20 protein-coding genes and 1 pseudogene are annotated in these 24,649 nt (G+C 67.6%); 5 read left to right on the forward strand and 16 right to left on the reverse strand.

Annotation, left to right across the window (positions count from 1 at the left end; all coding sequences use genetic code 11):
- Nucleotides 1–4: 4 nt before the first annotated feature.
- From AC1Q7H_RS30600 to phaC, 9 genes are all read right to left on the reverse strand, one after another.
- A complete protein-coding gene (locus AC1Q7H_RS30600) occupies nt 5–1,228 on the reverse strand; it encodes a cystathionine beta-lyase (protein ID WP_013956459.1) in 1,224 nt (407 codons plus the stop codon).
- Between the two features lie 166 nt (nt 1,229–1,394).
- The gene (locus AC1Q7H_RS30605) at nt 1,395–2,033 is read right to left on the reverse strand and encodes a hypothetical protein (RefSeq protein WP_013956458.1); all 639 of its coding nucleotides are present in this window, start codon (nt 2,031–2,033) and stop codon (nt 1,395–1,397) included.
- Nucleotides 2,034–2,041: 8 nt separating this feature from the next.
- Nucleotides 2,042–3,226, reverse strand: coding sequence for a beta-ketothiolase BktB (bktB, locus tag AC1Q7H_RS30610; protein WP_013956457.1), 1,185 nt, complete (start codon nt 3,224–3,226; stop codon nt 2,042–2,044).
- Nucleotides 3,227–3,318: 92 nt separating this feature from the next.
- Nucleotides 3,319–4,698 carry a 30S ribosomal protein S12 methylthiotransferase RimO gene (rimO, locus tag AC1Q7H_RS30615; protein ID WP_035820084.1) on the reverse strand — a complete coding sequence of 460 codons (1,380 nt, stop codon included), beginning with the start codon at nt 4,696–4,698 and terminating at the stop codon, nt 3,319–3,321.
- A 145-nt stretch (nt 4,699–4,843) separates the two neighbouring features.
- Nucleotides 4,844–5,812 (reverse strand): tRNA dihydrouridine synthase, encoded by a 969-nt coding sequence (locus tag AC1Q7H_RS30620; protein WP_013956455.1) that lies wholly within the window; start codon nt 5,810–5,812, stop codon nt 4,844–4,846.
- A gap of 293 nt (nt 5,813–6,105) precedes the next feature.
- Entirely contained in the window at nt 6,106–6,657 is a 552-nt protein-coding gene (phaR, locus tag AC1Q7H_RS30625; RefSeq protein ID WP_013956454.1) for a polyhydroxyalkanoate synthesis repressor PhaR, read from the reverse strand.
- A gap of 435 nt (nt 6,658–7,092) precedes the next feature.
- Nucleotides 7,093–7,833: a 3-ketoacyl-ACP reductase gene (locus AC1Q7H_RS30630; protein ID WP_013956453.1), complete on the reverse strand. Its 741-nt coding sequence runs from the start codon at nt 7,831–7,833 to the stop codon at nt 7,093–7,095.
- A gap of 76 nt (nt 7,834–7,909) precedes the next feature.
- Entirely contained in the window at nt 7,910–9,091 is a 1,182-nt protein-coding gene (locus tag AC1Q7H_RS30635; RefSeq protein WP_013956452.1) for an acetyl-CoA C-acetyltransferase, read from the reverse strand.
- Nucleotides 9,092–9,175: 84 nt separating this feature from the next.
- Nucleotides 9,176–10,945 (reverse strand): class I poly(R)-hydroxyalkanoic acid synthase, encoded by a 1,770-nt coding sequence (phaC, locus tag AC1Q7H_RS30640; RefSeq protein WP_492382099.1) that lies wholly within the window; start codon nt 10,943–10,945, stop codon nt 9,176–9,178.
- Nucleotides 10,946–11,390: 445 nt separating this feature from the next.
- On the opposite strand from phaC, the gene AC1Q7H_RS30645 reads away from it, so the two are divergent.
- Nucleotides 11,391–11,594, forward strand: a complete 204-nt coding sequence (locus AC1Q7H_RS30645; protein ID WP_013956450.1) for a hypothetical protein — start codon at nt 11,391–11,393, stop codon at nt 11,592–11,594.
- A gap of 13 nt (nt 11,595–11,607) precedes the next feature.
- On the opposite strand, the gene pgeF is transcribed toward AC1Q7H_RS30645, so the two are convergent.
- A complete protein-coding gene (gene pgeF, locus AC1Q7H_RS30650; RefSeq protein ID WP_013956449.1) occupies nt 11,608–12,411 on the reverse strand; it encodes a peptidoglycan editing factor PgeF in 804 nt (267 codons plus the stop codon).
- Nucleotides 12,395–13,657: an RluA family pseudouridine synthase gene (locus tag AC1Q7H_RS30655; protein WP_013956448.1), complete on the reverse strand. Its 1,263-nt coding sequence runs from the start codon at nt 13,655–13,657 to the stop codon at nt 12,395–12,397. Before AC1Q7H_RS30655 ends, pgeF begins: the two co-directional genes overlap by 17 nt.
- 17 nt (nt 13,658–13,674) lie before the next feature.
- On the opposite strand from AC1Q7H_RS30655, the gene AC1Q7H_RS30660 reads away from it, so the two are divergent.
- A complete protein-coding gene (locus AC1Q7H_RS30660) occupies nt 13,675–14,505 on the forward strand; it encodes an outer membrane protein assembly factor BamD (protein WP_013956447.1) in 831 nt (276 codons plus the stop codon).
- Between the two features lie 80 nt (nt 14,506–14,585).
- On the opposite strand, the gene yoaA is transcribed toward AC1Q7H_RS30660, so the two are convergent.
- The 3 genes from yoaA to AC1Q7H_RS30675 form a co-directional block, all read right to left on the reverse strand.
- The gene (gene yoaA / locus AC1Q7H_RS30665; RefSeq protein WP_475681538.1) at nt 14,586–16,697 is read right to left on the reverse strand and encodes a DNA repair helicase YoaA; all 2,112 of its coding nucleotides are present in this window, start codon (nt 16,695–16,697) and stop codon (nt 14,586–14,588) included.
- Between the two features lie 114 nt (nt 16,698–16,811).
- A complete protein-coding gene (locus AC1Q7H_RS30670) occupies nt 16,812–17,015 on the reverse strand; it encodes a DUF465 domain-containing protein (protein ID WP_013956445.1) in 204 nt (67 codons plus the stop codon).
- Nucleotides 17,016–17,049: 34 nt separating this feature from the next.
- On the reverse strand, nt 17,050–17,841 hold the full coding sequence (locus AC1Q7H_RS30675; protein ID WP_211980974.1) for a hypothetical protein: 792 nt from the start codon (nt 17,839–17,841) through the stop codon (nt 17,050–17,052).
- 169 nt (nt 17,842–18,010) lie between these two features.
- Here AC1Q7H_RS30675 and AC1Q7H_RS30680 point away from each other — a divergent pair, with 169 nt between their 5' ends.
- Complete coding sequence (locus AC1Q7H_RS30680) at nt 18,011–20,362, forward strand: Tex family protein (protein ID WP_153955271.1); 2,352 nt, start codon at nt 18,011–18,013, stop codon at nt 20,360–20,362.
- A 57-nt stretch (nt 20,363–20,419) separates the two neighbouring features.
- Here the strand turns inward: AC1Q7H_RS30680 and AC1Q7H_RS30685 are convergent, their stop codons facing one another.
- Nucleotides 20,420–21,775, reverse strand: a complete 1,356-nt coding sequence (locus tag AC1Q7H_RS30685; RefSeq protein ID WP_492382100.1) for an ATP-binding protein — start codon at nt 21,773–21,775, stop codon at nt 20,420–20,422.
- A complete protein-coding gene (locus AC1Q7H_RS30690; protein WP_013956441.1) occupies nt 21,772–22,443 on the reverse strand; it encodes a response regulator in 672 nt (223 codons plus the stop codon). Before AC1Q7H_RS30690 ends, AC1Q7H_RS30685 begins: the two co-directional genes overlap by 4 nt.
- Before the next feature lie 304 nt (nt 22,444–22,747).
- Here AC1Q7H_RS30690 and AC1Q7H_RS30695 point away from each other — a divergent pair, with 304 nt between their 5' ends.
- Together AC1Q7H_RS30695 and AC1Q7H_RS30700 are read left to right on the forward strand one after the other, a co-directional pair.
- A complete protein-coding gene (locus AC1Q7H_RS30695; RefSeq protein ID WP_153955269.1) occupies nt 22,748–24,502 on the forward strand; it encodes an ArnT family glycosyltransferase in 1,755 nt (584 codons plus the stop codon).
- A 25-nt stretch (nt 24,503–24,527) separates the two neighbouring features.
- Nucleotides 24,528–24,649 (forward strand): annotated as a pseudogene (locus tag AC1Q7H_RS30700) (bifunctional UDP-4-keto-pentose/UDP-xylose synthase); the annotation flags it as partial.

Below are 24,649 nucleotides of genomic sequence, written 5' to 3' on the forward strand. Positions count from 1 at the left end.
CCGCTTACGCGGCCAGCGTAGCCTCCAGCGCCTGGCGCAGGTCGGCGATCAGGTCGCGCGTGTCTTCCAGGCCGATATAAAGCCGCACCAGTTCGCCGGTGTCCTGCCAGCCGGCCGGCGGCCAGGTGCCCGCCGGGCGCATGCCCTGCACGTGGTATGGCACGGCCAGGCTGTGGGCGCCGCCCCAGGACCAGCCGATCGCAAACAGCTGCAGCGCCTCGACGAAGGCATCCACCTGCTGGCGCGTATAGCTTGCCCGCAGGATGATGGCAAAGAGCCCGCTGGCACCGGTGAAATCGCGCCGCCAGCTGGCGTGGCCGGGGCAGTCCGGCAGCGCCGGATGCAGCACGCGCGAAACCTCGGGCCGCTGGTGCAGCCACTCCGCCACTTCGCGGGCCGCACGGTCATGCGCGGCCAGGCGCACCGGCAGGCTCGGCAGCCCGCGCAGCACCAGGTGGCAGTCATCGGCGGAAACACCCCAGCCCATCAGCATGCGGGTGCGCTTCAGGCGCTCATGCAGGGCATCGTCGCAGGTCAGGACCGCGCCCATGAGCACGTCGCTGCCGCCGGACTGGTACTTGGTCAGCGCCTGCACCGAGATATCGATGCCCTTGTCGAACGGGCGGAAGTAGATGCCGGCCGACCAGGTATTGTCGATCGCGGTCAGCACGCCGCGCGCCCTGGCCGCGGCGACGATGGCGTCGCTGTCGGGCACTTCCATGGTCACCGAACCGGGCGACTCCATCCAGACCAGGCGCGTATTCGGCCGGATCATCGCCGCCACCGCAGCGGCGTCCATCGGGTCGTAGTAGCGCACGGTCACGCCGAATTCGCGTGCCAGCCACTCGCCGTGGTCGCGGTTGGGGCCGTAGACGTTGCGCGGCACCAGCACGTCGTCGCCGCTCTTGAGCAGCGCGAAGTAGACCAGCGAGATTGCTGCGAGTCCTGACGGCTGCAGCAGCGTGTGGCGCGCGCCCTCCAGCAGCGCCAGGTGCTGGCACAGCGCCTCGCTGGTGGGCGTCGCGTGCAGGCCATAGCGCCAGTAAGTGGTCGCACCGTCGCCATGGGCACGCAGTTCGGCCAGGTTGCGGAACACCACGGTGGAGCCGCGGTGCGTGGCGGGAGAAAACGAGGCAAAGCCGGGCGCGATCTCCAGCTCGGGCTGGACCGCAACGGTTTGCAGGTAATGGGCGGGCGACGCGGGCTTGTCGGATGGCGAATCGGACACGGCGGTTTCCTTGCTGGCTGCTGGCCGGCCACGGCGCGCTGCCCCGGCGGTATGCCCGGGCAGAAGCGCGGCAACGGTCAGGAATGAGACTCGATGAGCCTTCGAGCTTACCAGCAAATGCCGGCCGCGCCACCGCTGATGGCAACGGCGGGCACCAGGAAACGGCTTACCAGCCGGAAATCGAGGACTTCGGCGCTGGCGGCGCGTAGGTGACGCCGCTGTTGGGCGTCATGTCAAACGGGGGGATCACCAGCACGCCCAGCGGGCGGATAAAGAACGGCAGCACGATGGCCGGGTTGAACGCATCGGTCCAGGTGCCGCGCACGGCGCCGCTGGCGTCGATGCTGCCTTCCCAGTTGCCCGACACGCGGGTGCCGTCGTCGGACTCCTCCATCAGGAAGGCGCCGCCCTCCCACTCGCCGGCCAGCAGGCGCACACCGGCGCCACGGCCTGCGTATTCGCCGCGCACGCTGTCGCGCTCGTCAGGCTTGGGGCCCAGGCGCAGCCGCACCGGCTGGTCGCCGACCTTGCCGACGTAGACCGGCAGCGACGCATATTCCGGCCGCGGCGCCAGAGGTCTTGGCGCGCCAGTGGAAAGCGAGGTGCCGCCGCGCCGGGCTTCGCCGTCGCGAATGGCCTGGTTGATGCCCAGGCCTTCCCCGCCGGCAGGCCCGCCAGCGGGTGCAACGTTAGCCGGGCCGGTCGACAGCTCGGTGCCCGGCGCTGCCTGCACCGTGCCCGCCAGGGCGAGCACGGCGGCCAGGCCCAGCGTGCAGAGGTTCTTCGTCAGCAAAGCCGGGCGCAAGGCTAACCTCAGATGCGTTCGAAGATAGCGGCAATACCCTGCCCGCCGCCGATGCACATCGTCACCAGCGCGTAGCGGCCCTGCACGCGGTTCAGCTCATGCAGCGCCTTCACCGTGATCAGGGCACCGGTGGCGCCGATCGGGTGGCCCAGCGAGATGCCCGAGCCGTTCGGGTTGACCTTGGCCGGATCCAGGCCGAGCGCCTTGGTCACCGCGCACGCCTGCGCGGCAAAGGCTTCGTTGGCTTCGATTACGTCCAGGTCCGACACCTGCAGGCCGGCGCGCTCCAGCGCGATCTTGGTCGCCGGCACCGGGCCGATGCCCATGGTCTTGGGGTCCACGCCGGCATGGCCGTACGACACCAGACGGGCCAGCGGCTTCAGGCCGCGGCGCTCGGCTTCGGCGCGCTCCATCATCACCACCGCGGCGGCGGCGTCGTTCAGGCCCGAGGAATTGCCGGCCGTGACCGTGCCATTTTCCTTGACGAAGACCGGCCTGAGCTTGGTCATGTCGTCGATGGTGGCGTCATGACGCACGTGCTCGTCGGTGTCGAAGGTGACATCGCCCTTGCGGCCCTTGCTCACCACCGGGACGATCTGGTCCTTGAAGTAACCGGCCTTGATCGCGGCCGAAGCGCGGCGGTGCGATTCCAGCGCGGCCTCGTCCTGCTGCGTGCGCGAGATGTCGTATTCCTTGGCGACGTTCTCGGCGGTCACGCCCATGTGGATGCGATGGAAGGGATCGTGCAGCGCGCCCAGCATCATGTCGACCAGGCCGGCATCGCCCATGCGTGCGCCCCAGCGGGCCGCGGGCGCCAGGTACGGCGCGCGGCTCATGCTTTCCGCGCCACCGCCGATGGCGACGTCGGTATCGCCCAGCAGGATAGTCTGCGCGGCGCTGACGATGGCCTGCAGGCCCGAACCGCACAGGCGGTTCACGGTCAGCGCGGGGGCATTGACCGTCACCCCGCCGTTGACGGCCGCGACGCGGCCCAGATACATGTCGCGCGGCTCGGTCTGGATCACGTTGCCGAACACCACGTGGCCGACATCGTCGCCCGATACCTGCGCGCGCGCCAGCGCCTCGCGCACCACCAGCGCGCCCAGCTCCGCCGGCGCCACATCCTTCAGGCTGCCGCCAAAGGTCCCGATCGCGGTACGGACACCGCTCACCACTACCACTTCACGCGTCATGACTTTGTCTCCATGAGGGTTATGTTGCACCGCACAGTATAGCGGGACGCGGACGAAATCGAACGAGCGTACTTTTACCTAATCAACCCGTTTCAGACCTCGCCCCACAGATCGTGGCCGTCGGCGCCGGTGATCTTCACGTCGACGAACTCGCCGGCGCGGTAGCGCTGGGAATGGCGCTCCGGCGGCGCGATATAGACCAGGCCGTCGATTTCCGGCGCATCCGCGGAGGAACGGCCGATGCCGCCGTCCTGGTTGACCTCGTCCACCAGCACGCGCAGGGTCTGGCCGACCTTGCGCTGCAGGCGTCGCGCCGAGACCTCTTCGGCCACTTCCATGAAGCGGGCGCGGCGTTCCTCGCGCACCTCGTCGGGCAGCGCGCCCGGCAGGTCGTTGGCGGTGGCGCCCTCCACCGGCGAATAGGCGAAGCAGCCGACGCGGTCCAGCTCGGCCTCGGCGATAAAGTCCAGCAGCGTCTGGAACTCCGCCTCGGTCTCGCCCGGGAAGCCGGCGATAAAGGTGCTGCGGATGGTCAGCTCAGGGCAGATCTCGCGCCAGGCGCGGATGCGATCCATGGTCTTCTCGGCATTGGCCGGGCGCTTCATGCGCTTGAGCACGTCTGGGTGCGCATGCTGGAGCGGCACGTCCAGGTACGGCAGCACGTGGCCCTGCGACATCAGCGGGATGATCTCGTCCACGTGCGGGTACGGGTAGACGTAGTGCAGGCGCACCCAGGCGCCATATTGCGCAGCCAGCTCGCCCAGCGCCGCCACCAGTTCGGTCATGCGGGTCTTGAGCGGGCGGCCGTTCCAGAAGCCGGTGCGGTACTTGACGTCGACGCCGTAGGCGCTGGTGTCCTGCGAGATCACCAGCAGTTCCTTGACGCCGGCCTTGAACAGGTTCTCGGCCTCCAGCATGACCTCGGCCACCGGGCGCGACACCAGGTCTCCGCGCATCGACGGGATGATGCAGAACGAGCAGCGGTGGTTGCACCCCTCCGAAATCTTCAGGTAGGCGTAGTGCTTGGGCGTCAGCTTGATGCCGGCGGCCGGCACCAGGTCGGTGAACGGGTCATGCGGCTTGGGCAGGTGCGTGTGCACCGCCTGCATCACCTCGCCCAGCGCATGCGGGCCGGTCACGGCCAGCACCTTGGGGTGCACCGACGACACGATGTCGTGGCCCGCCGCATCCTTCTTCGCCCCGAGGCAGCCGGTGACGATGACCTTGCCGTTTTCGGTCAGGGCCTCGCCGATGGCGTCCAGGCTCTCCTGCACGGCCTCGTCGATAAATCCGCAGGTATTGACCACGACCAGGTCGGCGCCGTCATAGGTGCCGCTGATGGCATAGCCCTCGGCGCGCAGTTGGGTGATGATCTGCTCGGAGTCGACCAGCGCCTTGGGGCAGCCAAGGGAAACGAATCCCACACGCGGACTATGGTCTTTCTGGGTCGTTGATTCTGAAGGGTTTTTCACGGTGCAATCCGAATGTGGGGCAGGCGCGGCGGAATATGCGGGGACAGGGCCGGCGGCCGGTGAGCCAATCGCGCATTTTAACCGTTTGCCATGAATTCTCGGCGCCTGACTCCACACATGTGGCCCAGGCTGCGGCAATGCCGCGTCATTCCGGCGCGGTAGCAGCTCCCGGCAGGCCTTCCAGGACCCGCTCTATCTCCACGGAGCCCTGCATGCGCCGGATGGCTGCATGCAGTTCGGCGGCCTGTGGCCAGGTCCGCTTGAGATAGCTGAGCCACAGTTTCACGCGCCCATGCTCGTGGCAGGAGGCAATACGGGCATGCAGCTTTTTCAGGTAAGTGGCGATCTGGCGCAGCACCAGTGGCCACTCCTCGTCTGACGGCGTGCTGTCCATCAGCCCGCGAATGCGCAAGGCCAGGAAAGGGTCGGACACGGCGCCGCGCCCGATCATCACGTCGGCGCAACCGCTGACGGCCCGGCAGCGTTCCCAGTCCGCGACCGTCCAGACGTCTCCGTTGGCAATCACGGGCACGTCCACCGCCGCCGCAATGCGCGCGATCCAGTCCCAGTGGGCCGGCGGCCGGTAGCCATGGTCCCGCGTCCGGGCATGGACCACGAGGGAGGCCGCGCCGCCCTCGGCCAGCGCCGTGGCGCAATCAATCGCCAACGAGGTATCGGAGACGCCCAGCCGCATTTTTGCCGTCACGGCAATATGGGCCGGCACCGCAGCGCGCACGGACGCAACGATCCGGCTCAACAACTCAGGATTCGTCAGCAGCATGGCGCCGCCGCCATGCCGGTTGACGACCTTGGCGGGACAGCCGAAGTTCAGGTCGATGCCATGCGGCGACAAGGTCGCGGCATAGGCCGCATTGCGCGCCAGCCATTCCGGGTCGCTGCCGAGCAACTGGATCACCATCGGCGTGCCGCTGCGGGTATAGCCGCCGGCGAGGATTTCGGGCGTATCGCGCTCGTAGACGCGCGCAGGAAGCAACGAACCCGTCACACGAACGAACTCGGATACACAGCCGTCGTAGCCGCCGGTATCGGTCAGCACGTCGCGCAAGACGTAGTCGGCGAGCCCTTCCATGGGGGCCAGGAACAGCCGGCTCATGGCGAAGCCTTCACCGAAGCAGAGGACCAGGCCTTAAAGGCCGGACGAGCATATTGGATAACGGAGGGCATGGGGTTTCGCGCACAAAAGGCGAGTCCACACTGAGCCGCCGCTGGAGAGAGTTGCGTGATTGCGTGCGCCTGGGGGCACAGACCGCGCATTCTACCTGCTTTGCGTCGGCAGGGCCTTCAGGGAGGTGTGCGGGCGCTGGGCATCCGCCTGCATGCGAGCGCGGGCTGAGTGCCAGCCCGCGTGCGGGATATGCGGAGGGTGCAGAGCCCGCCGCTAGTGCTTTACTTCTTGTCCGGCTGGTTGAACGGGAACGTCCCGAACATATTCTTGGCCTGACTTTGCATCTGCTCCTGCATCTGCACGAACAGGTTCTTGCTCTGCTCGATGTAGTTGCTCATCATGCCCTGCATCATCGGGCCCTGCATGTTCATGAACTGCGACCACATGTCGGGGCTGAAGGTTTCGCCGGAATACAGGCCCTTGGAGTTCTCGGCCAGCTTGTTCTGGATGTCGATGAAGGCCTGGATGTTCTTTTCCAGGTAGGTGCCCATCATGCCCTGCATGGCATGACCATAGAAGCGGATGATCTGCGACAGCATCGCGCTGGAGAACATCGGCACGCCGCCCGACTCTTCTTCCAGGATGATCTGCAGCAAGATGCTGCGGGTCAGTTCGTCACCAGACTTGGCGTCGACGACCTTGAATTCCTCTGAATCCATGACCAGCTGCTTGACGTCGGCGAGGGTGATGTAGGTGCTGGTCTGGGTGTCGTAGAGCCTGCGGTTCGGATACTTTTTGATCAGTCGCTCTGCGCCTTTTTTGGTCGTGGCCATCGGTGCTCTGTCCTTGTGTCATCGCTGTTTGCGCGCTGCTGCACCGCATGGGGTGCAGTGCGCAAATCGGTATCGCCCGCGCCATCTGCTTGTTGTCGTGCCGGCCGTCTGTGGCCTGTTCGCGCATGGCTGCGCGTGGCGGCCTGCAACCTCGCCCCCGCGAGGGCCGCGCTGCACGAACATGGTGCTGGCTGCGCCGCTGCCCTGATTCTATGCCCAACAAGGCACTAAGAAAAGCGAACGGGCTTAAGGAAAACCCGGTGAACTGGCGCAAAAAGGGAGGAATGCCACGCGGGCAGAAACGATTCGCGGGCCATGACGGCCCGCGAAACAGGCGGCGAAACGAAGCGTCCGCCGCCTTGTGCGCCGCGCTGGCTGCACCGCAATACGCGGGCGCCAGCGCCGGCTGCCGACTGGTTGAACCAGGCCGGCAGGTCAGCCCATATGCAGGCCGCCGTTGAGCGAGAAGTCAGCGCCGGTCGAGAAACCGGACTCGTCCGACGACAGCCAGGCGCAGATCGAAGCGATCTCTTCCGGCTCGCCCAGGCGCTTGACCGGGATCGTCCCGACGATCTTGTCGAGCACGTCCTGGCGGATCGCCTTGACCATGTCGGTGGCGATATAGCCCGGCGAAACGGTGTTGACCGTCACACCCTTGGTCGCCACTTCCTGCGCCAGCGCCATGGTGAAGCCGTGTAGGCCGGCCTTGGCGGTGGAGTAGTTGGTCTGGCCGAACTGGCCCTTCTGCCCGTTCACCGACGAGATGTTGACGATACGGCCCCACCCGCGGTCGGCCATGCCGTCGATCACCTGCTTGGTGACGTTGAACAGCGAGGTCAGGTTAGTGTCGATCACCGCGTCCCAGTCGGCACGGGTCATCTTGCGGAACACCACGTCGCGGGTGATGCCGGCGTTGTTGATCAGCACATCGACCTCGCCGACCTCGGCCTTGACCTTGTCGAATGCGGTCTTGGTCGAGTCCCAGTCAGCCACGTTGCCTTCAGAAGCAACGAAGTCAAAGCCGAGTGCCTTCTGCTGCTCGAGCCACCTTTCACGGCGCGGCGAGTTGGGGCCGCAGCCGGCCACCACACGAAAGCCATCCTTGGCCAGCCGCTGGCAGATGGCGGTTCCGATACCACCCATGCCGCCGGTCACATACGCAATGCGCTGAGTCATGTCCACTCCTTGATTGGCTCTTCGTTATCGTCGCCGGGTCCGCGCCAACCGCGCGCGGACCCGGAAAACCCCTTCCTTATTTGCGCTCGACTGCCAGCGCCACGCCCATGCCGCCACCGATGCACAGCGAGGCCAGGCCCTTCTTGGCGTCGCGGCGCTTCATTTCATGCAGCAGCGTCACCAGGATACGGCAGCCCGACGCGCCGATCGGATGGCCGATGGCGATGGCGCCGCCGTTCACGTTGACCTTGGAGGTGTCCCAGCCCATCTGCTGGTGCACCGCCAGCGCCTGCGCGGCGAAGGCCTCGTTGATCTCCATCAGGTCCAGGTCCTGCGGGGTCCACTCGGCGCGCGACAGGGCGCGCTTGGAGGCCGGCACCGGGCCCATGCCCATCACCTTGGGATCGACACCGGCGTTGGCGTAGCTCTTGATCGTGGCCAGCGGGGTCAGGCCCAGTTCCTTGGCCTTGGCCGCCGACATCACCACCACCGCGGCGGCGCCGTCGTTCAGGCCCGAGGCGTTGGCCGCGGTCACCGTGCCGGCCTTGTCGAAGGCAGGCTTGAGGCCGGACATGCTGTCCAGCGTGGCGCCCTGGCGCACGAACTCGTCGGTCTTGAAGGCCACCGGGTCGCCCTTGCGCTGCGGGATCAGCACCGGGACGATCTCTTCGTCAAACTTGCCGGCCTTCTGCGCGGCTTCGGCCTTGTTCTGCGAGCCGACCGCGAGCTCATCCTGCGCCTCGCGCGTGATGCCGTATTCCTTGGCCACATTCTCGGCGGTGATGCCCATGTGGTACTGGTTGTACACGTCCCACAGGCCGTCGACGATCATGGTGTCGACCAGCTTGGCATCGCCCATGCGGAAGCCGTCGCGCGAGCCCGGCAGCACGTGCGGGGCGGCGCTCATGTTTTCCTGGCCGCCGGCCACCACGATCTCGGCGTCGCCCGCCATGATCGCGTTGGCGGCCAGCATCACGGCCTTCAGGCCCGAGCCGCACACCTTGTTGATGGTCATGGCCGGCACCATCGCCGGCAAGCCGGCCTTGATCGCGGCCTGGCGTGCGGGGTTCTGGCCCGAACCGGCGGTCAGCACCTGGCCCATGATGACTTCGCTCACCTGCTCCGGCTTGACGCCGGCGCGTTCCAGCGCGGCCTTGATGACCACGGCACCCAGTTCCGGCGCCGGGATCTTGGCCAGCGAGCCGCCAAATTTGCCGACCGCGGTGCGGGCGGCGGATACGATGACAACGTCAGTCATTTTGTAGTCCTTTCAATGGAAACGGGAGGGAACCTGCATGCCTGCCGGCGCCGTGCATGACGCACGCCGGCCCTCATGCAAGCGTCATGCCTTGGCTTTGACGTATCGCCCAGGCGCGGGTTCGATCGCGGGATAGCGCGCATTGCCGTAGTTGGCGGGCGCGGCACGTTTCGCGCCGGCCTGGCCTGCCAGCCATGCGGTCCAGTCCGGCCACCAGCTGCCGTGATGCTCTGTGGCGCCAGCCAGCCATTGCTGCGGCGACTCCGGCAGCGCATCGTTGGTCCAGTGGCTGCGCTTGTTCTTGGCCGGCGGGTTGATCACACCGGCGATATGGCCCGACGCACCCAGCACGAAGCGCAGCTTGTTCGCCAGCAGCGCGGTCGAGGCATAGGCCGCGGTCCATGGCACGATATGGTCTTCGCGCGAGCCGTAGATGTAGGTCGGCACGTCGATGCTGGCCAGGTCCACGGGCACGCCGCACACAGTCAGCTTGCCCGGCACCTTGAGCTCGTCCTGCAGGTAGGTGTGGCGCAGGTACCAGCAGTACCAAGGCCCCGGCAGGTTGGTGGCGTCGCCGTTCCAGAACAGCAGGTCGAACGGCACCGGCGTGTTGCCCTTCAGGTAGTTGTCGACCACGTAGTTCCACACCAGGTCGTTCGGGCGCAGGAACGAGAAGGTATTGGCCAGCTCAAGGCCGCGCAGCAGCGCGCACGGCGCGCCGGCGGCGCCGCCCAGCGTGGCCTCGCGCAGCTGCACATGGCCCTCGTCGACAAAGACGTCGAGGATGCCGGTGTCGGCAAAGTCCAGCAGCGTGGTCAGCAGCGTGACGCTGGCAGCCGGGTGCTGGCCGCGCGCGGCCATCACCGCCAGCGCAGTCGACACAATGGTGCCGCCCACGCAGAAGCCGAGCACGTTGATCTTGTCCTGGCCGCTGATGTCGCGCGCGACTTCGATGGCGCGGATGGCCGCGTGCTCGATGTAGTCGTCCCAGGTGCTGCCAGCCATGCTGGCGTCCGGATTGCGCCACGACACCAGGAACACCGTATGCCCCTGCTCCACCACATGACGCACCAGCGAGCTCTCCGGCTGCAGGTCCAGGATGTAGTACTTGTTGATGCACGGCGGCACCATCAGCAGCGGGCGCGCATGCACCTTGTCGGTCAGCGGCTTGTACTGCAACAGCTGGAAGTATTCGTTCTCGAAGACTACGGCGCCTTCGCTCACCGCGACATTGCAGCCGACCTCAAACGCGCTCTCGTCGGTCTGCGAGATCTTGCCGCGCGTCAGGTCTTCCATCATGTTGCGCACGCCGGCACGCAGCGATTCGCCGCCCGACTCGATCAGCAGGCGCTGCGCCTCGGGATTCGTGGCGAGGAAGTTGGCGGGCGACATCGCATCGACCCATTGCGAGATCGCAAAGCGGATGCGCTGGCGCGTCTTGGCATCGGCCTCAACAGCATCGGCCAGCTCGGTCAAGGCGCGCGCATTGAGCAGGTAGAACGCGGCAGCGAAGCGGTATGGCAGGTTGGTGCGCCACGCGTCGCCGGCGAAGCGCCGGTCGTGCAGCGGCCCGGTGGCCTCGGCCTTGCCCTCGGCCATGGCCTGCCACAGGGCTGAGAAGTCCTTCATGTAACGCTGCTGGATATCACCCAGCTGCGCCGGCTCGATCTTGACGCCTGCCAGCGCATCCAGGCCCGGAATGCCGGACGCGGCCGCGTGGCCGTTGCCTTCAGTGCCCTGCCACTGGCGGGACCATTCCAGCCATGTGGCTGGATCGAATGGCCCCGGCGTGAACTTGAATGGTTGGGACTTGCCTTCCTGAGTGGAAGCTGCCGCGCCTTTGCCGGTCGCCATGATTTGATTGTCTCTCTGCCGTCACTATTCGAACCGGCTCCGGGCATTGCCCTGGCCGGCACTTTGCATGGGGAGATGCTATCCGAATGGACCCGGCTTGCGCCTCCCCAAAGCGGGAGGGTCTGCCGGCACATCTGCCCTGGAACTGGCTGGAAGCCTAGACCGCACCTGCTGCGGCCATAGCTCGCGTCCATTCCGATAGCGGCTCCCCTTTTATCCGGCAAACGCGACACTCTGGCGTGGCAACGCCATGCGGTATGCTTGCCGGAGAAACCTGGGAATCGTCAGCGATTCCGAGACATTTGAGCTCATTGTTGCCTTGCAACGCACGCGCTGTCAATGCGGGAATCCGTCCCGGCGCCGCGCGCTTCCCGACCTACCGGACGGTATGCAGCGCTCGCATCTGCCGAGGCCACAGAGCATAGGCGAGAAGGATGAAATTTTGATGTACATCGTGGCCATTGGCTGGCTCTACGTGGCGCTGATGATGGCGATCACCGAGCACACCGTGGTGGCAGGGGTTGCCACCTTCCTGATGTATGGCGTGGCGCCGGTGGCGCTGGTGCTCTACATCATGGGCACGCCCGGCCGGCGGCGGCGCAAGGCCGAAGCCGAGCGCGCGCAGGCGGCCAGGGGCAAGGACGAGTGAGGCAGCGGCCGGCTCAGTCCGCCAGCCAGACCAGGCTGGCCATGCGGCCGGTCACGCCGTCGCGCCGATAGGAGTAGAAGCGACCGGCTTCGCCCACGGTACAGGCGTCGCCGCCGTAGACCTCGGTGCAGCCGGCGCGCGCCAGGCGCGTGCGCGCCAGCGCATAGATGTCGGCAAGGTACTTGCCCGGTGCGCCAGCGCGGAAGGCTGCGGCAACCGCGGCCTGTTCATCGGCGCGTGCCTGCGCCAGGAAAGCATCGCGCACTTCCGCACCCACCTCGAACGCATCGGGGCCGATGGCCGGGCCCAGCCACGCCAGCCAGCGCGGGGCGCCAGCACCGGCGGCGGCCTGCATCCGTGACAGCGTGGCTTCGATCACGCCGCTGCACAGGCCGCGCCAGCCCGCATGCGCGGCGCCCACCACCGTCCCCTGCGCATCGCACAGCAGCACCGGCAGGCAATCCGCCGTCATCACGGCGCAGACGTGGCCGGATGCCAACGCCAGGCTCGCGTCGGCCTGGGGCACGGGCGCGCTCGGGGCCGCGACATGATCGACCGTCGCCACCGCGCAGCCATGCACCTGCTCCAGCCACTGCGGCATCGACGGCAGGCACGCAGCCAGCCGCGCACGGTTGCGCGCCACGTCCGCGGCATCGTCGCCGACGTGGGTGCCCAGGTTCAGGCCGCCCGGGGCGCCGCCGGCAAGCCCGTACGGGCCCTTGCTGACGCCGCCCTGGCGCGTCGTGGATAGCGCGCACACACGCGCCGGCGCGGGCCAGTCAGGGACCAGCCAGGCGGGATCAGGCGCTGCGCTCATCGTCATCGTCACCGTCTTCGTCATCGCCGGCATATTCCCAGTGGGCCTCGCCGCCTTCCCAGACTTCGTCCCAGGCTTCTTCTTCCTCGTCGGCCTGCGCGCTTTCAAAATCCAGCGCATCGATCAACGCCTGCAGGTCTTCCGGAGGCTGCGCGGTCCACGACATGCGCTTGCCGGTGGCCGGATGCACCAGGCCGAGCTGGTACGCATGCAGTGCCTGGCGCTCATACGGCACCGGCAGCGGCGCGCGTACCGCCGGGCGCTGCCCGCGCTGCGTGGCGCGGAAGTAGACCGGGTCGCCCACCAGCGGATGGCCGATCGATTCGAAATGCACGCGGATCTGGTGCGTGCGGCCAGTCTCCAGCTTGCACATCACCATCGACACAAAGCCCCGCCCCAGCGGCACCGTGGCCAGCGTGCGGAAATGCGTGCGCGACGGCTTGCCGCTGGCGGTATGCACGACCGCCATGCGCGTGCGCTCGCGCGGGTCGCGGCCGATGGGCGCGTCGATGGTGCCCTCGTCATAGGTGCGGCCCCACACCAGCGCGATATAGGTGCGCTTGACCGTGCGCGCCTGCAGCTGGCGCACCAGGTCGGTCTGCGCGGTCAGCGAGCGCGCCACCACCATCAGCCCGGAGGTTTCCTTGTCGAGCCGGTGCACGATGCCCGCGCGCGGCAGCGACGTGGCGGCGGGGTCGCGGTGCAGCAACCCGTTGAGCACGGTGCCGCTCCAGTTGCCGGCAGCCGGGTGTACCACCAGCCCGGCGGGCTTGTTGATCACCAGCAGGGTGTCGTCTTCATAGACCACGTCCAGCGGCACGTCCTCGGGCGAGAAAGCGGACGATTCCGGCGCGGCCTGCGGCTGGATCTCGATGCGGTTGCCCATCTGCACCGCGTCGCGCGGCCGGCGCACCTGGCCGTCGACGCGCACCGCGCCGCTTTCGATCCACTGTTGCAGGCGGCTGCGTGAAAACTCGCTGAAGTGCCGCGCGAGCAATTTATCGAGCCGCTGGCCATGTGAGGCGCTGTCCACCTCCAGCGTCAGGGTCACGGCCGGCTCGGCAGCTGGCGCGCCGCTGCCGGTCGGCGCTTCGGCAAGGTCTTCAAATTCCTCGGGATGTGCCTCGAAATCGGCCACGGACGCGGCTGCGCGCACCCGTTCTGGTGGAAGTCCTCCCACGCCACCTCCGGCTTCGGGGTGGGGCTGGGGGCTTGGGCTATAATGCTTGACGCTATTTTTCTTCATCCGGGATACGATTGCCCATGCAATTGCAGAGCATGAAACGCGCGCGCTGGCGCACGACAATTGGAGCGGTTCTGCTCGCAGGCGGCTGCGTCATGCTGTCTGCATGCGGCCTGCTGGCGGACCAACCCGACGAGACCGCAGGCTGGTCGGCCAACAAATTATATTCGGAAGCCAAGGATGCGCTGGATGGCGGCGACTACACGCGTGCCGTCAAGCTGTATGAAAAGCTCGAAGGCCGCTATCCGTTTGGCCGCTATGCGCAGCAGGCCCAGATCGATACCGCCTACGCCAGCTACAAGGATGGTGAAACGGCAGCAGCCCTGGCCGCGGTGGACCGCTTCATCCAGCTGCACCCGAATCATCCCAATATCGATTACGCCTACTATCTCAAGGGCCTGATCAACTTCAACGACAACCTGGGCTGGCTGGGCCGATTCTCGGGCCAGGACCTGAGCGAGCGCGATCCCAAGGCCGCCCGCGCCGCGTACGACGCCTTCCATACGCTGATCACCCGCTACCCGGAAAGCAAGTACACCCCCGACGCGACGCTGCGCATGCAGTACATCGTCAACTCGCTGGCCCAGCATGAAGTGCATGCCGCGCGCTACTACTACCGGCGCGGCGCCTACCTTGCCGCCGTCAACCGTGCCCAGCAGTCACTGAAGGACTACGATGGCGCGCCGGCCAACGAAGAGGCCCTGTACATCATGATCCGCTCGTATGACGCGATGGGCATGAAGGACCTGCGCGACGACACCGCGCGCGTGATGGAGCGCAACTTCCCCGAGAGCGACTTCATCAAGTACGGCGCGCGCCGCAAGGACAAGGCCTGGTGGGAAGTGTTCTGACGCCGGCTGGCCAGCGGCCATAAAAAACGGGACGTATCCTCCGATACGTCCCGTTTTTCTTTTTCCGGCACCCGCAGCGTTCAGTCCGCTGCCGCTTCCCCTGCGGGCTCCGCCTCAGCTTCCTTGCCAGGACTGCGCAGCGACTCCAGGAACCGCACCACCGTCGCTGCCTCACGCGTGCGCGTGAACGGCGGCAGGCTTTGCCAGATCTGCCGGCCATAGGGCTTCTCGACCAGCCGCGTATCGAAGATCGCCAGTACGCCGCGGTCAGACTCCGAACGGATCAGCCGCCCCGCCCCCTGCTTGAGCGTGATCACCGCATGCGGCAGCTGGTGCACGGCAAACGGGCTCAGGCCCTTCTTCTGCAGCACTTCCATGCGCGCGGCCAGCACCGGGTCGTCGGGCGGCGCGAACGGCAGCTTGTCGATGATCACCAGCGACAGCGCCTCGCCGCGCACATCCACGCCTTCCCAGAAGCTCTGGCTGCCGACCAGCACCGCATTGCCCAGTTCGCGGAAGCGGTCCAGCAACTCGGTGCGGCTGGCCTGGCCCTGCACCAGCAGCGGCAGGTTCAGGCCGCGCTCGGCGAACGCGTCATAAAGCAGGTCCGAGGCACGCTGCACGGCGCGCAGCGTGGTGCACAGCAGGAAGGTGCGCCCGCCGGCGGCCTCGATCAGCGGCAATGCCGCCTGCACCACCGCGTCGGTGAACTGCGGCGACTGCGGCGCCGGCATGTCGCGCGGCACGTAGAGCAGCGCCTGCTTCGCGTAATCGAACGGGCTGGGCAGCGTCAGCGAGCGGTCCTTGTCGAGCCCCAACTGCGCGGCGTAGTGGGTGAAGTTGCCTTTCACCGACAGCGTGGCCGAGGTGAAGACCCAGGCGCGCGGCTGGCCGTCGCGCTGGCGCGTGAAGATCGGCGCGATCGACAACGGCGTGCGGTGCAGCTGCACGGTATGCGAGAACACCTCGACCCAGCGCACGGTTTCAGCCCCCGCGGGCACCGCCGGGGCTGCTTCTCCCTCGCCTTCCGTCTGCTGCGGTGCCGGCACGGGCGCGGCATCGGCGCGCCACGCGGCCAGCTTGTTGGCCAGCTCCAGCGCGCGGCGGTGGCATTGCTGCAGCGATTCGGCACGCTCGGCCTGGCTTTCGAGCATCTCGACGAAGTCTGACAACGCCTCGTCCAGCGCATCGAGCGTCTCGTTGAAAGGCTCGGCGATACGGCGGTCGGCCTCGATCTGGCCCAGCGCCAGCCGCGCATTGTCCTTGCTGAAGGCCAGGCGCAGGTCGCGCGCGGCGCGCTCCAGCGGCGCGGCCAGCGCGACCCAGTCCACCGCATCGCGCGCATGCGACAGGCCTTCGGCCACGGCATCGCGGGCGATTTCCAGCAGCTGGCTGGTGGAAAGCGTCTCGCCGAAGAACAGCGTGGCGGTCTCGGGCAGCTGGTGGGCCTCGTCGAAGATCACGGTGTTGGCCGCCGGCAGCAGTTCCGCCATGCCGGTGTCGCGCAGCACCACGTCGGCAAAGAACAGGTGATGGTTGACCACCACCACGTCGGCCTGCTGCGCTTCCTTGCGCGCGCGCATCACAAAGCATTCCTTGTAATGCGGGCATTCCGATCCCAGGCAGTTGTCGCGCGTGGAGGTCACCATCTGCCATACCGGCGCGTTCTCGGGCACGGACGCCAGCTCGGCCTTGTCGCCGGTGGAGGTTTCCTTGACGAAGCGGCCGATGTCGCGCAGCCATGCCGCATCCTGGCGCGACGCCAGGCGCCCGTTGGCCTGCGCGCGTTCCAGGTGGTAGTGGCAGACGTAGTTGGCGCGGCCCTTGAGCAGCGCCACCGAGACCGGCACGTTCAGCGCATGGCGCACGGTGGGGATATCGCGCAGGAACAGCTGGTCCTGCAGGTTCTTGGTGCCGGTCGACAGGATCACCTTGCCGCCCCACAGCATCGCCGGCACCAGGTAGGCGTAGGTCTTGCCGGTGCCGGTGCCCGCCTCGACGATGACGGAATCGTTCTGCGCGATCGCGTCGGCGACGGCCTCGGCCATCTTGTGCTGCGAGGCGCGTGGCCGGTAGCCGGGAATGGCCTGGGCCAGCGTGCCGGTATCGGCAAAGATGGTGGCCAGTTCAGCGCCGCGGCTGGCGCCGTCGTCGGCGGGCGCGGCAGGCACGGGCGACCCGGCGTCGGTCAGGCTGACGGCTTCGGACGACTCAGGGGAATCTGGAAGATCGGACAAGGGAGGGGGGATGTTGTATGGGCCGCCGGACAGGGCCGGTGGCAATCGGCCAGCCTGGCGCAGATGCGCTCAGGCCGGCACGTCGGGTTCGAGCTGCAGCTGCAGCAGCGTGATGGCGTCCTTCAGCTTGAGGCGGCGCTTCTTCAGCCGGCGCAGCTGCAGTTCATCATGGACGGCGTCGCTGGCAAGCCGGTCGATCAGGAAATCCAGGTCGCGGTGCTCGATCTGCAACTCCATGATGCGCCGCTCCAGGGTGTTCAGGTTGCTGTCCATCTATGCCTCCGCTGCGCTGTCACGGTACCGGGCCTCAGAAGCCGAACGGGCGCGGCGCCGACGCCTGGCCCTGTTGCTCCTTCGCCTTGGCGCGGCGCTCTTCCAGTTCCTTCTGGCGCTGTTCGAGGTCGCGCTGCTTGGCCTCGTACGTCTTGACGTTCTCCTGCCGCTGGCGGGCCTGCTCGGCGCCCTTCTGCTGGGCCTCCTGCATGCGGGCATCGAAGTCAGACTGCTTCTTTTCGTACGCCTGCGCGTTGGCGGCACGCTGCGGCGCCTCGCCCTGGCGCTGCGCCTCGCGCAGTTGCTGTTCCTGCTGCTTCTTCTGGAAGGCCTCGCGGCTGGACTGTTCACTGGCCGAGCGCTTCGGCTGGCTGGCCTCGAACTCGGCGTTGCGCAGCGCCTGTTCGCGGTCGCGCTCGGCGGCGCGGTGGGCGCGTTCGGCCTCGCCTACCTCCAGTTCGCGCTTGCGCAGCACCTGCAGCTCCTCGCGCTGGACTTCCTTGGCGTTGTTGATGCAGTGGTTGACGAAGAACTTGCCGTAGCACTCACGTTCGGCGGCGGCAAAGCGGTAGTTGGTCCAGGCGCGCGAATCCTCGACGGCCTTGCGTTCGGCGGCAAAGTCGCGCTGGCCGTTGGCGGCGGGCGGCGCGGCGGGCGCGGAAGCCTGGGCGCGCGCCTCGCGCAGCGGCATCAGCACGGCGCATGCAGCCAGGGCCAGTGCAGCCAGGCGGCCGAAGCGGAACAGGGAAGTTTCAGGCACGTTGGCGAAGGTTGGCATGGCCAGGATGGTGGCCTTGGCGGCGGCCGGGCGGGACTTGACGATCATGACCAGATTCTAGCATCCGGGCCGGGCACCGGCCTGCCCCGCCGGCCCGTTCCGGACGTGCGCGGGACGCCGCCCGCCCCGCACCCACAGCGCGCCCCGGCGGATACCTCCCGCGCTTGTGGCAAAATGCCCCGCTTTCGACTGACTGCGTTTTTCGCTGCGCTCTCCGATGTCCAACCTGCCCGCATCCGTCTCGCAAAAGATTGTCTCGCTCATCGCGGCTGAACTGTCCGTGCAGCCCCGCCAGGTGGCCGCGGCCGTGGCGCTGCTCGACGAAGGCGCCACCGTGCCCTTCATCGCCCGCTACCGCAAGGAAGTGACCGGCAACCTGGATGACACGCAGCTGCGCAACCTGGAAGAGCGCCTGCTCTACCTGCGCGACATGGAAGACCGCCGCGCGGCCATCCTCGCGTCGATCCAGGAGCAAGGCAAGCTCACGCCCGAGCTCCAGGCCGCCATCGAGGCCGCCGAAACCAAGCAGACGCTCGAAGACCTCTACCTGCCCTACAAGCCCAAGCGCCGCACCCGCGCCCAGATCGCGCGCGAATGCGGGCTGGAGCCGCTGGCGCAGGCGCTGCTGGCCGATCCCACGCTGGATCCGCAGGCCGAGGCCGCCAAGTACGTCAATGGCAACCCCACCGCCGACGGCGGCGTGCCGGATGTCAAGGCCGCGCTGGACGGCGCGCGCGACATCCTGTCCGAGCAGTTCGGCGAGACCGCGGAACTGCTGGGCAAGCTGCGCGAGCACCTGTGGAACAACGGCGTGGTGGCCTCCACCGTGATGGAAGGCAAGGAAACCGCCGAGGAAGAGAAGTTCCGCGACTACTACAGCTACAGCGAGACCATCCGCACCGTGCCGTCGCACCGCGCGCTGGCGCTGTTCCGCGGCCGCAACGCGGGCGTGCTGATGGTCAAGCTGGGCCTGGGCGAAGAACAGGACGCGATGGTGCCGCACCCGTGCGAAGGCATGATCGCGCGCCATGTCGGCGTCCAGAACCTGGGCCGCCCGGCCGACAAGTGGCTGGGCGACGTATGCCGCTGGTGCTGGCGCGTCAAGGTGCAGCCCCACCTGGAAACCGAACTGCTGACGCAGCTGCGCGAAACCGCGGAGAACGAAGCCATCAAGGTGTTCGGCCGCAACCTGCATGAGCTGCTGCTGGCCGCGCCAGCCGGGCCCAAGTCCGTGATGGGCGTCGACCCGGGCATCCGCACCGGCTGCAAGATCGCCGTGGTGGACAGCACCGGCAAGCTGCTGGACACCGCCACCATCTACCCGCACGAGCCGCGCCGCGACTGGAACGGCTCGCTCGCCACGCTGGCGCGCCTGGCAAAACAGCACAATGTGGCGCTGGTGTCGATCGGCAACGGCACCGCCAGCCGCGAAACCGACAAGCTGGTGCAGGACCTGATGAAGCAGATGCCCGAGCTGAAGCTGACCAAGATCGTGGTCAGCGAGGCCGGCGCTTCGGTGTATTCGGCGTCGGAGCTGGCAGCCAAGGAATTCCCGGACCTGGATGTGTCGCTGCGCGGCGCGGTGTCGATTGCCCGCCGGCTGCAGGATCCGCTGGCGGAACTGGTCAAGATCGATCCCAAGTCGATCGGCGTGGGCCAGTACCAGCATGACGTCAACCAGCGCGAGCTGGCGCGGGCGCTGGACGCCGTGGTCGAAGACTGCGTCAACGCCGTGGGCGTGGACGTCAACACCGCCTCGGCGCCGCTGCTGGCGCGCGTGTCGGGCCTGAACACGGTGCTGGCGCGCAATATCGTCGAGTTCCGCGACGCCAATGGCGCCTTCCCCAACCGCAACGCGCTGAAGCAGGTGCCGCGCCTGGGCGACAAGACCTTCGAGCAGGCGGCCGGCTTCCTGCGCATCAACGACGGCGACAATCCGCTGGACCGCTCCTCGGTGCACCCGGAAGCGTATCCGGTGGTGCAGCGCATCCTGGAGCACGTCAAGAAGGGCCTGCGCGATGTGATGGGCAACCGCGACGCGCTGCGCGGCCTGTCGCCGACGCAGTTCACCGACGACTCCTTCGGCCTGCCGACCGTGCGCGACATCCTGACCGAACTGGAAAAGCCGGGCCGCGACCCGCGCCCCGAGTTCAAGACCGCGACCTTCCAGGAAGGTGTGGAAGACGTGAAGGACCTGCAGCCCGGCATGGTGCTGGAAGGCGTGGTCACCAACGTGGCAGCCTTCGGTGCGTTTGTCGATATCGGCGTGCACCAGGACGGCCTGGTCCATATCTCGGCGTTGTCGAACAAGTTCGTCAAGGACGCACACGAGGTGGTCAAGGCTGGCCAGGTGGTCAAGGTCAAGGTGATGGAGGTCGACGTCAAGCGCAACCGCATCGGCCTGTCGATGCGCCTGGACGACGAGCCCGGCCAGGCCGCGGCGCGTGCCGGCGGCGACCGTGGCGATCGCGGCGCCCAGCGCAATGGTGGCAAGGGCTTCGGTGGCGGCCGCCGCGAGCAGGAACCGGCGGGCGCGATGGCCGCGGCCTTCGCCAAGCTCAAGCGCTAAGCCGCAAGCGCATGGCAAGACGCCCCGCACGGGAAGCCGTGCGGGGCGTTTTCGCTTTCAGCCGCCGCGCCCGATCCGCACAGCCAGGCCCTTCCCGGCCCCATCCGAGCGGTTGGCAAACGCAATTTCCAGCCCATGCAGCCGCGCCACGCGCCGCGCGATGGAAATGCCAAGGCCGTGCCCCTGCTCGCGCTGCCCGCTGCCGCCGCGGAAAAAGCGGTCTCCCAGCCGTGCCAGCACGTCCGGCGCCACGCCCGGCCCCTGGTCGCGCACGGTGATGCCGTCAGGCTGGAAATCGACCGTCACCAGCGCACCGGGCGGACTGTAGCGGATGGCGTTGTCGAGCAGGTTGCGCAGCATCAGCGACAGCAGGCTGGTGTCGCCCGCCACCGGCAATGGGGGATAGCCCTGGGCCGGCCATTCCAGCTCGACGTCGACCTGTTTCTGCTGGGCCAGGCCCAGGCAGTCGGACAGCGCCTGCTGCGCCACGGGCAGCCAGTTGACAGGCTGGCGCGAAGGCGGCGCCGAGGCATCCTCCAGCCGGCTCAGTGTCAGCAACTGCGACACCAGCCGGCCGATGCGGTCGATGCCGGATGCCACATTGGCGCGCGCCTGCGCGCGTTCGTCGGCGTCAGGCGAGCGCTCGGCTATCTCCCACTGCGCCTTGAGCGCGGCCAGCGGCGTGCGCATCTCGTGCGCCGCATCGGCGGTCAGGCGCCGTTCGTGTTCGATTGAATCCGATACGCGCGCCAGCAGCCGGTTCATCGCATGCACCAGCGGCACCAGTTCACCGGGCACGGCCTTGAGGCTGAGCGGTCGGCGGTCCTCCGGGGCGCGCCCTTCGATGTCCGAGGACAGCGCCCGCACCGGCGCCAGCGCGCGCCGCATGAACCAGATCAGCAGCCCGATCAGCACCGGCAGCCCCGCGGCCCACGGCAACACCTGCGCGGCGATATAGGACAGGATCAGCTCGTTGCGCTCGCCGATCTGCTGGCCGACACAGACACGCCAGCCGGTGTCGGGGTCGTCGAGGTAGTAGAGCCGCCAGGCCTTCTTGTTGATGGTGATCTCGGTAAAGCCCTTGACGCCGGGGGCGCGTGGCAGCAGGTCGCCCTCGGGATCGATATGCAGCGACTTGCCGTCTGGCAGCCACGCCGCGATGGCCAAATCGCCCAGCCCGGCGTCGCCCTGGTCACCTTCCACCAGCTGCGGCAGCCGCGTGCGCGACGGCGCAGCGGCGACATCGACCAGCGGGACCACCGAATGCATCTGCAGCGCCATGCGCACCATGTCAGTGTCATAGAGCTCATTGATCTCATGCCGGGCCCGCACGTAGGTCAGGCCGATGGTCAGCAGCCACACCACCGGCGCGGCGATCAGCACCGCAAAGATGAGCCGGCGCTGCAACGTCATATGCAATCCTCCGCCGCGCCCAGCGTGTAGCCCGCGCCGCGGAAGGTGCGCACGATCTTCGGATGAATCTTGCGGCGCAGGTGGTGGATATGCACCTCCAGTGCGTTGCTCTCGATGCCGCCCTGCCAGTCATAAAGCTTGTCGCGCAGGAAGTCGCGCGTCAGCAGCCGGTTGGGGTGCGCCAGCAGCAGCTCCAGCAACATGGCTTCGCGGCTGGTCAGTTCCACCGGCTGGCCCTGCCAGTACGCCTGGCGCGCGGCCGGGTGGAATTCCAGCGCGCCGTGCTTCCACACTGGCGACGACAGGCCCGCGGCGCGGCGGGTGACGGCACGCAGCCGTGCCGCCAGCTCATCGAGCGCGATCGGCTTGACCAGGTAGTCGTCGGCGCCGGCGTCAAGGCCGCCGATGCGGCTGTCGATCGCATCGCGCGCGGTCAGCACAATCACCGGGATGCGGCAGCCGCGCGCACGCCAGCGCGCGAGCAGCGACATGCCGTCTTCCCCTGGCAGGCCCAGGTCCAGCACCACGGCATCGTAGTGGACCACGCCGAGTGCATGGTCGGCTTCAGCGCCGGTGCTGAACCAGTCGACCGCATAGTCCAGCAGTTGCAGGCCGCGGCGAAGCCCGTCGCCCAGCATCGGGGCGTCTTCAACGATCAGGATTCTCATTTTTCCGGGCTGGGTTTATTTATCCTTCCGGTGTTATCCATCAGTCACACGAGTGCGTGCGGCATCGTGCCTGGAACGCATCGTGGCCATTATGTGCGCGCCCGCTTAATCTGCCATTAAGGTTTGCCCATTATTCTCGCCCTCTCCGCGCCAGGACCCAGCCTTAGTCAACGCCGCACCTCCAGCCGGCGTTGTCATGGCCATGCCGCCGGGCCGCGCTGCCTCGCAGCGCCGCCTCAGCACCCTACCCAAGCCACCGCCGCCCTTGCCGTCACACCCGCCTCCAGGCCACGACGTTCCTGCCATGCCTCAACGTCCCAATCGCTCTGCCGCCGTGCGCAGGCTTGACGCCGCCCGGGCCGGCGACCCCGGCCATGCCGCGCGCATCGCCGGCATGCCCGCCCTGACGGTGACGCTGGTGGCGCTGGCGTTCGCGCTGGTCTGGTTCGGCACGCTGGGCGTGCGCCACCTGCTCGGCCCCGACGAAGGCCGCTATGCCGAGATCGCGCGTGAGATGCTGAGCACCGGCGACTGGGTCACCATCCGCTACAACGCGCTGAAGTACTTCGAGAAACCGCCCTTCCATATGTGGGTGACGGCACTGTCGTACGCACTGTTCGGCGTCGGCGAATGGCAGGCAAGGCTGTGCGTGGCGCTGGCCGGCATCGCCGGGCTGGGCATGTCGATGCTGGCCGCGGCACGCTGGTTCGGCGCGCGCGCCGGACTGTTGACGGGTCTGGTGCTGGCGTCCGCACCGATGTGGAACGTCGCCGCGCATTTCAATACGCTGGACATGACGCTGTCCGGCGTCATGGCCTGCGTGCTGGCGTGCATGCTGCTGGCCCAGCATCCGGGCACAACGCCCGCCGCGCGCCGCAACTGGATGCTGGCGTGCTGGGCCGCGATGGGCGTGGCCGTGCTGACCAAGGGGCTGGTCGGCCTGGCGCTGCCCGGCCTGGTGCTGGTGATCTACACCTGCGTGACGCGCGACCTGGCACTGTGGCGAAGGCTGCATGTGCCGGCCGGCATCGTGGTGATGCTGCTGGTGGCGGTGCCGTGGTACTGGCTGGTGGCGCGGCGCAACCCGGAATTCCTGCGCTTTTTCTTTATCCACGAGCACTGGCAGCGCTATACCTCGACCGTGCATGCGCGCAAGGGTGCGCTGTGGTACTTCGTGCCGCTGGTGATCGGTGGCTTCCTGCCATGGCTGGGGCTGGTGCCCGGCATGGTGCGCGCCGTCCGGCAACGTGCCGGCGTCGCCGACGCAAGCAGTTCGCGGCCGTTCCAGCCTGCCCTGATGGCGGCGCTGTGGGCCGCGTCGATTTTCGTCTTCTTCAGCCTGTCCGGATCCAAGCTCCCCGGCTATATCCTGCCGGTGTTCCCGGCGCTTGGGATGCTGGCGGGTGCGGCGCTGGTGCAGACCGGCGAGCGTGCCTGGCGCCGACAGTTGCGGGCGATGCTGGTCGTCGGCGCGATCGGGCTGCTGGCCAGCCCCTACGTGGCCACGCTCGATTCCAACAACACGCCCAACGCGCTGTACCGCGCCTATGCCGTGTGGGCGGCGTTGGCGTTCGCGCTGGTGATGCTGAGCGCCGTGGCGGGCCTGTGGCTGCAGCGCCGGCACGGGCCCATGGCCAGTATTACGGCCTATGCATTCGGGATGCTGCTGGCATTCTCCACCGCCCTGCTCGGCCATGAAACCATCGGCCGCTCGGCGTCGGGCATCGACATGGTGGCGCCGATCGCGCGCGTACTGGAGCCTGGCATGCCGCTCTATGGCGTCGGCATGCTGGACCATACGCTGCCGTTCTACCTGCACCATCCGCTCACCATGGTGGCGCGAGCCGACGAACTAACCTTCGGCACCGAACAGGAGCCGCAGAAATGGCTGCCCACCGTCGATGCCTTCATCGATGCCTGGCTGCACGGTCCGCGCGCCGTCGCGCTGCTGTCGCCGCAGACCTTTGCCGAGCTGAGTGCGCGCGTGCCGATGCATGTGGTCGCGCGCGACTGGCGGCGCGTGGCCGTCGCCAACTTCCCCATCGCTGGCGCGCGCTAGCCGCGCCAGCGAGTTCCGTTTTCCCATGCCATCGTCAAACGCAATGCAAGGCAAGAAAATACTGATCCTCGGCGTCAACGGCTTCATCGGCCACCACCTGACGCGCCGCATCCTGGAAACCACGCCGTGGGAGGTCTACGGCATGGA

It is taken from the genome of Cupriavidus sp. GW823-FHT06D04, assembly GCF_058795055.1.